The sequence below is a fragment of the Pseudomonas sp. genome, assembly GCF_049645325.1.
GTDB lineage: Bacteria > Pseudomonadota > Gammaproteobacteria > Pseudomonadales > Pseudomonadaceae > Aquipseudomonas.
In genome coordinates this window covers 1-9,523 of sequence record NZ_JBARTQ010000639.1, presented here as the reverse complement: position 1 = coordinate 9,523, position 9,523 = coordinate 1, and the positions used below count along the sequence as shown (strand labels likewise).

Annotated in this window: 9 protein-coding genes; 6 read left to right on the top strand and 3 right to left on the bottom strand. The window is 59.6% G+C overall.

The genetic code is table 11. The features are described from left to right. Positions 1 to 42: 42 nt before the first annotated feature. Genes WBB95_RS27335 through WBB95_RS27325 form a run of 3 tightly spaced genes read right to left on the bottom strand, consistent with a single transcriptional unit; the run spans position 43 to position 2,410 of the window. Positions 43 to 432 (bottom strand): DNA polymerase III subunit chi, encoded by a 390-nt coding sequence (locus WBB95_RS27335; protein WP_424490406.1) that lies wholly within the window; start codon positions 430 to 432, stop codon positions 43 to 45. A gap of 7 nt (positions 433 to 439) precedes the next feature. Continuing rightward, the gene (locus tag WBB95_RS27330) at positions 440 to 868 is read right to left on the bottom strand and encodes a DNA polymerase III subunit chi (RefSeq protein ID WP_424490405.1); all 429 of its coding nucleotides are present in this window, start codon (positions 866 to 868) and stop codon (positions 440 to 442) included. Positions 869 to 919: 51 nt separating this feature from the next. Then, the gene (locus tag WBB95_RS27325) at positions 920 to 2,410 is read right to left on the bottom strand and encodes a leucyl aminopeptidase (RefSeq protein WP_424490404.1); all 1,491 of its coding nucleotides are present in this window, start codon (positions 2,408 to 2,410) and stop codon (positions 920 to 922) included. 282 nt (positions 2,411 to 2,692) lie between these two features. On the opposite strand from WBB95_RS27325, the gene lptF reads away from it, so the two are divergent. The 6 genes from lptF (at position 2,693) to era (ending at position 9,431) form a co-directional block, all read left to right on the top strand. Next, entirely contained in the window at positions 2,693 to 3,811 is a 1,119-nt protein-coding gene (gene lptF, locus WBB95_RS27320; RefSeq protein ID WP_424490403.1) for an LPS export ABC transporter permease LptF, read from the top strand. Further along, positions 3,804 to 4,883 (top strand): LPS export ABC transporter permease LptG, encoded by a 1,080-nt coding sequence (lptG, locus tag WBB95_RS27315; protein ID WP_424490402.1) that lies wholly within the window; start codon positions 3,804 to 3,806, stop codon positions 4,881 to 4,883. Before lptF ends, lptG begins: the two co-directional genes overlap by 8 nt. A 151-nt stretch (positions 4,884 to 5,034) precedes the next feature. Beyond that, the gene (lepA, locus tag WBB95_RS27310) at positions 5,035 to 6,834 is read left to right on the top strand and encodes a translation elongation factor 4 (RefSeq protein ID WP_049709830.1); all 1,800 of its coding nucleotides are present in this window, start codon (positions 5,035 to 5,037) and stop codon (positions 6,832 to 6,834) included. 5 nt (positions 6,835 to 6,839) lie between these two features. After that, on the top strand, positions 6,840 to 7,694 hold the full coding sequence (gene lepB, locus WBB95_RS27305) for a signal peptidase I (protein ID WP_424490401.1): 855 nt from the start codon (positions 6,840 to 6,842) through the stop codon (positions 7,692 to 7,694). Positions 7,695 to 7,846: 152 nt separating this feature from the next. Then, complete coding sequence (rnc, locus tag WBB95_RS27300; protein WP_424490400.1) at positions 7,847 to 8,536, top strand: ribonuclease III; 690 nt, start codon at positions 7,847 to 7,849, stop codon at positions 8,534 to 8,536. Beyond that, positions 8,529 to 9,431, top strand: a complete 903-nt coding sequence (gene era, locus WBB95_RS27295; protein WP_032886448.1) for a GTPase Era — start codon at positions 8,529 to 8,531, stop codon at positions 9,429 to 9,431. The genes rnc and era overlap by 8 nt, the downstream gene beginning before the upstream one ends. The last annotated feature ends 92 nt before the right edge of the window (positions 9,432 to 9,523 follow it).

Below are 9,523 nucleotides of genomic sequence, written 5' to 3'. Positions count from 1 at the left end.
ATTCGCGAGCAAGCCCGCTCCCACACGGGATATGTATAGGGCTCAGGACTGGTATTGGCTGAGCAACCGCTCCATGCGCGCATCCATTCGCCGTTTGATTTCGGCTTCAATATGCGGGGCAAAATCGTCGATCACGTCTTGCATGATCAACTGCGCGGCGGCGCGCAGTTCGTTGTCCAGGTGCAGCAGCAGGGCGTCGGGTGCCTTTTCGGCGGCCGCACCGGTCGGGGCGGTTTCTACAGCGGGTGCGACAGGCTCCGGCGCAGCGGGCTTGCCACCGACCATGTCGAACAACAGCGGAATCTGGACCTCACTGTCGGCCGTCTCGGTCAACAGCGGCGGTTGCAAGTCATCATCACCGAGCAATTGACGGATCGACTCAAGGTCGTCCAGCAAGTGGTCGTCTTTTTTTATCGGGTTGGGAGTGTCCATCGTGTACTCAAAGTCGTTGTAGCCGGTGATCCTGCAGAGAATAGCCCTGTTCGCGGTAGAAACGGAAACTCTCCCGCGCGGCCTGACGAATAGCCGGGTCTTCCACCACCACTTCTGCCACGCGGGCAAAAGCCTTGGCAAAGGCCGGTACTTTCAGGTCCAGGTTGACCAGCAGGTCATGGTGATCGCCGCAACTGTCGCCCAGACCCAGCACCACCAGGCCTTCGGGTTCGGATTCAGCCGGGCCGTGGGGCACGAAGCTCTCGCCCTTGAAGCGCCACAGGCGGGCGTCCAGCTCGTCGCGTTGGGTGGCATCGCTGCAATGCAGATAGATGCGGTGGCCCATGCGCCAGGCTTTTTCGGTGAGTTTGCAGGCAAAGTCCAGGCGCGCGAGCGGGTCGGCGCTGGGCAATATATAGAAGTCGACTTGGGTCATTGCGGTTCCTGAGACCGGGGCGGCGTGTGGGCCGCCCCGGAATCTTCAGTTTCAGGCTTTGGCGCGGTCCAGCAGGTATTGGGTCAGCAGGGGCACCGGACGGCCAGTGGCGCCCTTGTCCTTGCCGCCGCTGGTCCAGGCAGTGCCTGCGATGTCCAGGTGCGCCCAGTTGAAGTTCTTGGCAAAGCGCGACAGGAAGCAGGCAGCGGTGATGGTGCCGGCTTTCGGGCCGCCGATGTTGGCGATGTCGGCGAATGGGCTGTCCAGCTGTTCCTGGTACTCATCGAACAACGGCAGTTGCCAGGCGCGGTCATCGGCCGATTTGCCGGCGCTGAGCAGTTGCTCGATCAGCTCGTCGCTGTTGCCCAAGAGGCCTGAGGTATGCGCGCCGAGGGCGACCACGCAGGCGCCGGTCAGGGTCGCGATGTCGATCACGGCTTGCGGTTTGAAGCGCTCGGCGTAGGTCAGGGCATCGCACAGCACCAGGCGGCCTTCGGCGTCGGTGTTGAGGATTTCAACGGTTTGGCCGCTCAAGGTGGTGACGATGTCGCCCGGACGGGTCGCGCCGCCGCTCGGCATGTTCTCAGCGCAGGCCAGGATGCACACCAGGTTGATCGGCAGCTTGAGCTCCAGTACGGCGCGCAGGGTACCGAACACGCTGGCGGCGCCGCCCATGTCGTACTTCATCTCGTCCATGCCCAGGCCCGGCTTGAGGCTGATGCCGCCGGTGTCGAAGGTGATGCCTTTGCCGACCAGGGCGTAAGGCTTCTCGGACTTCTTGCCGCCGTTGTATTGCATCACGATCAGGCGTGGCGGCTGGTCGCTGCCCTGGCCCACGGCATAGAACGAGCCCATGCCCAGTTCCTTGATCTTCTTCTCGTCCAGCACTTCGACTTTCAGGCCCTTGAACTCTTTGCCCAGCGCCTTGGCTTGTTCGCCCAGGTAGGTTGGGTGGCAGATGTTCGGCGGCAGGTTGCCCAGGTCGCGGGTAAACGACATGCCGTTGGCGATTGCCGTTGCGTGGGTGACAGCGCGCTCCACTTCAGCCTGTGCGGCCTTGATGGTCAGCAGGGTGATTTTCTTCAGTGCGCGAGGTTCGGCTTTCTGGCTCTTGAACTGGTCGAAGACATAGCTGCCGTCTACCAGGCTTTCAGCCAGCAGGCGGGTCTTGCCGTAGCTGTCACGGCCTTTTACGACGATTTCATCGAGTGCCAGTGCTGCATCGCCGCCGCCCAGGCCCTTGAGGGTGTTGAGGATGCCGCTGATGATCTTGCGGAACGGACGGTCGCCCAGTTCGGCTTCTTTACCCACGCCCACCAGCAATACGCGGTCGGCTTTGAGGTTGGGCAGGCTTTGCAGCAGCAGGCTCTGGCCGACTTTGCCGGCCAGGTCGCCGCGCTTGAGGATGGCGCTGATGGCGCCGCCGCTCAGTTCATCCAGTTGCTTGGCGGCGACGCCGAGCTTGCGGCCTTCGCCGACAGCGACCACGAGGGTGGCGGTTTTCAACGTTTCGGGGCTAACGCTTTTTACAACCAATTCCATTTTCGGGTCCCTTATAAAGGTCTGTGAGCCTGAGTCTGTACGCAGGCTTTAAAGCTGGGCAGCTCTGTAAGCCGCCCGCGACAAAGGCCGCAGTTTGAACCTCGCCGGCGGAGCCTGACAACCCTTGCCGCACGCTTTGTGCACGTGCATGAGCAAGCACCGTGACAGGCGCGGCCAATCACAGGATAATGCGCCATCTTTTTAGCCGGCCCGTGTAAACGGGTCGACTCGGTATGCTTGCTTGTTTGGCCGCCTTAGCCTGACAACCCTGGAGTGTCTGGTTTGATCGTCTTCCGTTATCTGTCCCGCGAAGTCCTGTTGACCCTGAGTGCCGTGAGTGCGGTATTGCTGGTCATCACCATGAGTGGTCGTTTCGTCAAATTCCTTGCCCAGGCCGCCTCGGGCGCCCTGGATCCGGGCTCGTTGTTCCTGATCATGGGCTTTCGCCTGCCGGGTTTCCTGCAACTGATCCTGCCACTGGGCCTGTTTCTGGGTATTTTGCTGGCCTATGGCCGGCTGTACCTCGAAAGTGAAATGACCGTGCTTTCGGCCACCGGCATGAGCCAGCAACGCCTGCTGGCCATGACCATGGTGCCAGCTGCCGGCGTTGCCCTGGTGGTGGCGTGGTTGAGCATGAGCCTGGCGCCTCAGGGGGCGATGCAATTCCAGTTGCTGCTGAACAAGCAGGATGCGATGACTGAGTTCGACACCCTGGAGCCCGGGCGTTTTCAGGCGCTTAACGATGGCACGCGGGTGACCTACACCGAAACCATGACGGATGATCGCGCCAACCTCGGGGGTGTGTTCATTTCCCAGAAAAATCTTGGCCAGAACCAGAAAGACCGCGGCATTTCGATTCTGGTGGCCGACAGCGGTCACCAGGAAGTGCGCCCTGACGGCAGCCGTTACCTGATCCTGGAGCATGGCTATCGTTACGACGGCAGCCCGGGCCTGGCGAATTATCGGGCGATCAAGTACGACACGTATGGCGTCATGCTGGCCAAGCCGGAGATCAGTGAAGAGGTGACCGACCGCGATGCACTGCCGACGTCTTCGCTGTTCGGCAGCCAGGAGTTGCGCTCCATCGCCGAGCTGCAGTGGCGGATTTCCCTGCCGTTGCTGGTGTTCATCGTGACCTTGATGGCCGTGCCGCTGTCCCGGGTTAACCCGCGTCAGGGCCGCTTCCTCAAGCTGTTGCCGGCGATCCTGCTCTACATGGCCTACCTGACCATCCTGATTTCTGCCCGTGGCTCCCTGGAGAAAGGCAAGTTGTCGCCGACCCTGGGCCTGTGGTGGGTGCATGGCATCTTCCTGGTGATCGGCCTGGGCCTGCTTTATTGGGAACCTATACGTTTGAAAATGAAGAGCCGTCGTGGCCAGAAGGAGTTGGCTCGTGGCTAAGCTCGATCGCTACATTGGTAGCAGCGTACTGATCGCCATCCTGGCGGTATTGGGCATCATCCTTGGCCTGGCGTCGTTGTTCGCCTTCATTGATGAAGTGGGCAACGTCACCGACACTTACACAGTCACGGACGTGCTGAGCTACGTGGCGCTCACCGCACCGCGTCGTCTCTACGACATGATGCCGATGGCCGGCTTGATCGGCTGCCTGATTGGCTTGGGCAGCCTGGCCAGCAACAGCGAACTGACCATCATGCGGGCGGCCGGGGTTTCCATCGGCCGTATCGTCTGGGCGGTCATGAAACCGATGCTGTTGCTGATGGCCTGCAGTGTGCTGATTGGTGAATATGTTGCTCCGCCGGCCGAATCAACGGCCCAGGCCAATCGCGCCCTGGCCCAGGGTTCGGGGGATGCGCAAAGCGCCAAGCACGGCCTGTGGCACCGCCAGGGTGACGAGTTCATCCATATCAACGCCGTGCAACCGGGCGGCCTGTTGATCGGTGTGACGCGTTATACGTTCGACAAAGAACGGCACATGTTGACGTCCAGTTTCGCCAAACGCGCGCAGTACAGCGCCGAAAAATGGGAACTGAGCGACGTTACCACCACCTATTTCCGCAATGTGGGCCAGGGCACCAAGGCCAGCACTGAAGTAATCAATGTGCCGACCGAGCAATGGGACATCGCCCTGAAGCCTGAACTGCTCAACACCGTGGTGATGATCCCGGAAAGCCTGCCGATCTCCGGGCTGTGGAGCTACATCCATTACCTCAAGGATCAGGGCCTGAATAACGGCCGCTACTGGCTGGCGTTTTGGGTCAAGGTGTTGCAGCCGGTGGTCACCGCCGCATTGGTGTTGATGGCGATCTCGTTCATTTTCGGCCCGCTGCGCTCCGTGACCCTTGGTCAGCGGGTGTTCACCGGCGTATTGGTGGGCTTCACCTTCCGTATCGCCCAGGATCTGCTGGGGCCTTCAAGCCTGGTGTTCGGCTTCTCGCCGCTGTTTGCGGTACTGGTGCCGACCGGCATCTGCGCCCTGGCCGGGTTCTGGCTGTTGCGCCGAGCCGGTTGAGCCCGCGCTTATGCACAAAAAATGCCCCGCTCGTATGAGTGGGGCATTTTTGTTCTGGTCAGCAAAGATGACGTCTGGCCTGAGCATCAGGTACAATTCCCGGCTATTTTTCAGCGGGCAATCTGCCTGCAGCCTTTTTGAGTGTTGATCCGTGAGTGATTTGAGTCATATCCGCAATTTCTCCATCATCGCCCACATTGACCATGGTAAGTCGACGCTGGCCGATCGATTCATCCAGATGTGCGGCGGCCTTGCCGAGCGTGAAATGGAAGCCCAGGTACTGGACTCCATGGACCTCGAACGCGAGCGCGGCATCACCATCAAGGCCCACAGCGTTACCCTGTACTACACCGCAAAAGACGGCATCAAGTACCAGCTGAACTTCATTGACACCCCCGGCCACGTTGACTTCACCTACGAAGTCAGCCGCTCGCTGGCCGCCTGCGAAGGCGCCTTGCTGGTGGTCGACGCCGGCCAGGGCGTTGAAGCGCAATCCGTAGCCAACTGCTACACCGCTATCGAGCAGGGCCTTGAGGTCATGCCGGTATTGAACAAGATCGACCTGCCTCAGGCTGATCCGGATCGCGTTAAAGAAGAAATCGAAAAAATCATCGGCATTGATGCCACCGACGCCGTCGAGTGCAGCGCCAAGACCGGCCTGGGCGTCGACGAGGTGCTTGAGCGCCTGGTCAAGACCATTCCAGCACCTACCGGCAACTACGAAGATCCGCTGCAAGCGTTGATCATCGACTCCTGGTTCGACAACTACCTGGGCGTTGTGTCCCTGGTACGCGTGCGCCATGGCCGTGTGAAGAAAGGCGACAAGATCCTGGTCAAATCCACCGGCAAGATCCACCTGGTGGACAGCGTCGGTGTGTTCAACCCGAAACACACCGCGACCGTTGACCTGAAAGCCGGTGAAGTAGGCTTCATCATCGCCGGTATCAAGGACATTCACGGTGCGCCGGTCGGTGACACCCTGACCTTGAGCTCCACCCCTGACGTCGACGTGCTGCCGGGCTTCAAACGCATCCAGCCGCAGGTTTACGCCGGCCTGTTCCCGGTCAGCTCCGACGACTTCGAAGATTTCCGCGAAGCCCTGCAAAAGCTGACCCTCAACGACTCGTCGTTGCAGTACACCCCGGAAAGCTCCGACGCCCTGGGCTTCGGCTTCCGTTGCGGGTTCCTCGGCATGCTGCACATGGAGATCATCCAGGAGCGCCTTGAGCGCGAATACGACCTGGACCTGATCACCACCGCGCCAACCGTAATTTTTGAGCTGTTGCTGAAAACCGGTGAAACGATTTACGTCGACAACCCGTCCAAGCTTCCGGATCTGTCCTCCATTGAAGACATGCGCGAGCCGATCGTGCGGGCCAATATCCTGGTACCGCAGGAACACTTGGGCAACGTGATTACCCTGTGCATCGAAAAACGTGGTGTGCAGCACGACATGTTGTTCCTCGGTACCCAGGTGCAAGTGACCTACGATTTGCCGATGAACGAAGTGGTCCTGGACTTCTTCGACCGTCTCAAATCCACCAGTCGCGGCTATGCTTCGCTGGATTACCATTTCGATCGTTACCAATCGGCTAATCTGGTGAAACTGGACGTGCTGATCAACGGCGACAAGGTCGATGCGCTGGCACTGATCGTGCACAAGGACAACGCGCACTACAAAGGTCGGCAGTTGACCGAAAAGATGAAAGAACTGATTCCGCGCCAGATGTTCGACGTCGCGATCCAGGCCGCCATTGGCGGGCAGATCATTGCACGGACCTCCGTCAAGGCACTCAGAAAGAACGTACTGGCCAAATGCTACGGCGGTGACGTAAGCCGTAAGCGCAAGCTGCTTGAGAAGCAAAAGGCCGGTAAAAAACGCATGAAGCAAGTGGGCAACGTGGAAATTCCACAAGAAGCCTTCCTTGCGGTGCTCAGGTTGGATAGTTAGGTCCTATGTCACTAAATTTCCCGCTGTTGCTGGTCATTGCCGTTGCCGTTTGCGGCTTACTGGCGTTGCTCGATCTGGTGTTCTTCGCCCCGCGTCGGCGGGCGGCTATCGCTTCCTATCAGGGCAGCGTCAGCCAGCCCGATGCGGTGGTGGTCGAGAAGCTGAACAAAGAGCCCTTGCTGGTTGAATACGGCAAGTCGTTCTTCCCGGTGTTGTTCATCGTACTGGTGCTGCGTTCGTTCCTGGTGGAGCCGTTTCAGATCCCTTCGGGGTCGATGAAACCTACACTGGAAGTGGGCGACTTCATCCTGGTGAACAAGTTTTCCTATGGGATTCGCCTGCCGGTGATCGACAAGAAAGTCATTCCGGTCGGTGACCCGCAGCGCGGCGACGTGATGGTGTTCCGTTACCCGAGCGACCCGAACGTCAACTACATCAAGCGTGTAGTGGGCCTGCCGGGCGACGTGATTCGCTACACCAGCGACAAGCGTCTGTTCGTCAACGGCGAGTCAGTGGCCGAGAAGCTGATCGGCACCGAGCCGAACACCTTGGGCAGCGCCGAGCTGTACCAGGAAAAACTCGGCACGGTCGAGCACGAAATTCGCAAGGAAATGAGCCGCTACCGTGCAATGCCTGATGGCGAGTGGAAAGTGCCTGCCGGGCACTACTTCATGATGGGCGACAACCGCGACAACTCCAACGACAGCCGGTATTGGGATGATCCCAATATTCCCAAGGACCTGCTGGGCATGGTTCCCGACGAGAACATTGTCGGCAAGGCCTTCGCGGTCTGGATGAGTTGGCCGGAGTCCAAGCTCAGCCACCTGCCGAACTTCTCGCGGGTCGGGCTGATCAAGTAATACAGGCGGCGCTGTGAACACAGCGCCGAATGCTTTTCTGGGGTCGGGACAATCATTGGCCCGACCCCTTGCTGCACCAACCAGGATTTGAATTTGAACACTGCGTCAATCGTCGATGGCCGCCGGTGCCACCAAACAGATATGGGTAAACCGTGAGCGTTTCTCTAAGCCGTCTCGAGCGCCAGCTCGGCTACACCTTCAAGGATCAGGAATTGATGATCCTTGCCCTCACACACCGCAGCTTTGCAGGGCGTAATAACGAACGCCTCGAATTCCTCGGTGATGCCATCCTCAACTTTGCCGCCGGTGAGGCGCTGTTCGAACGCTTCCCTCAAGCGCGCGAAGGCCAGCTGTCGCGCCTGCGTGCGCGCCTTGTGAAAGGCGAGACCCTGGCCGTGCTGGCCCGTGGTTTCGGCCTGGGCGAGTACTTGCGGTTGGGTTCCGGTGAGCTGAAAAGCGGTGGGTTCCGTCGCGAATCAATCCTGGCGGATGCACTCGAAGCGTTGATCGGTGCGATCTACCTCGATGCAGGCATGGAAATGGCCAAGGAGCGCGTGGTTGCCTGGCTGGCTTCGGAGATCGAGAGCCTGACGCTGGTCGACACCAACAAAGATCCCAAGACCCGCCTGCAGGAATACCTGCAGTCACGTGGTTGCGAACTGCCACGCTACGAAGTGGTGGATATCCAGGGTGAGCCCCATTGCCGCGTGTTCTTCGTGGAATGTGAAATCACCTTATTGAATGAAAAAAGCCGAGGTCAGGGTGTGAGCCGTCGTATTGCCGAACAGGTAGCGGCCGCTGCAGCACTGATTGCCCTGGGCGTGGAGAATGGCCATGACTGATTCAACCGCAACACGCTGTGGCTATGTTGCCATCGTCGGCCGCCCGAACGTGGGCAAGTCCACGCTGCTGAACCACATCCTCGGCCAAAAGCTCGCGATCACCTCGCGCAAGCCGCAGACCACCCGCCACAACATGCTGGGTATCAAGACCGAAGGCGCCGTGCAAGCGGTCTACGTCGACACCCCGGGCATGCACAAAGGCGGCGAGAAAGCCCTGAACCGTTACATGAACAAAACCGCTTCGGCGGCGTTGAAAGACGTCGACGTGGTGATCTTCGTGGTCGACCGCACCAAGTGGACCGACGAAGACCAGATGGTCCTGGAGCGTGTGCAGTACGTCACCGGCCCTTTGATCGTCGCGCTGAACAAGACCGACCGCATCGAAGACAAAGCCGAGCTGATGCCGCACCTGACCTGGCTGCAGGAACAACTGCCGAACGCGCAGATCATGCCGATCTCGGCCCAGCACGGTCACAACCTTGAAGCCCTGGAGCGTGTGATCGCCGGTTACCTGCCGGAGAACGAGCACTTCTTCCCGGAAGACCAGATCACCGACCGCAGCAGCCGCTTCCTTGCCGCCGAACTGGTGCGCGAGAAAATCATGCGCCAGATGGGCGCCGAGCTGCCGTACCAGATCACCGTTGAAATCGAAGAGTTCAAGCAGCAGGGCAAAACCCTGCACATCCATGCGCTGATCCTCGTCGAACGTGACGGCCAGAAGAAAATCATCATTGGCGACAAGGGCGAGCGCATCAAGCGCATCGGCACCGAGGCGCGCAAGGACATGGAATTGCTGTTCGATTCCAAGATCATGCTTAACCTGTGGGTGAAGGTTAAGGGTGGCTGGTCCGATGATGAGCGTGCGTTGCGCTCGTTGGGTTACGGCGACCTGTAAAAACGCGGCAGGACTAAAAATGTGGGAGCGGGCTTGTGTGGGAGCTGGCTTGCCTGCGATAGCATCACCTCGGTACAACTGAAGGACTGAGG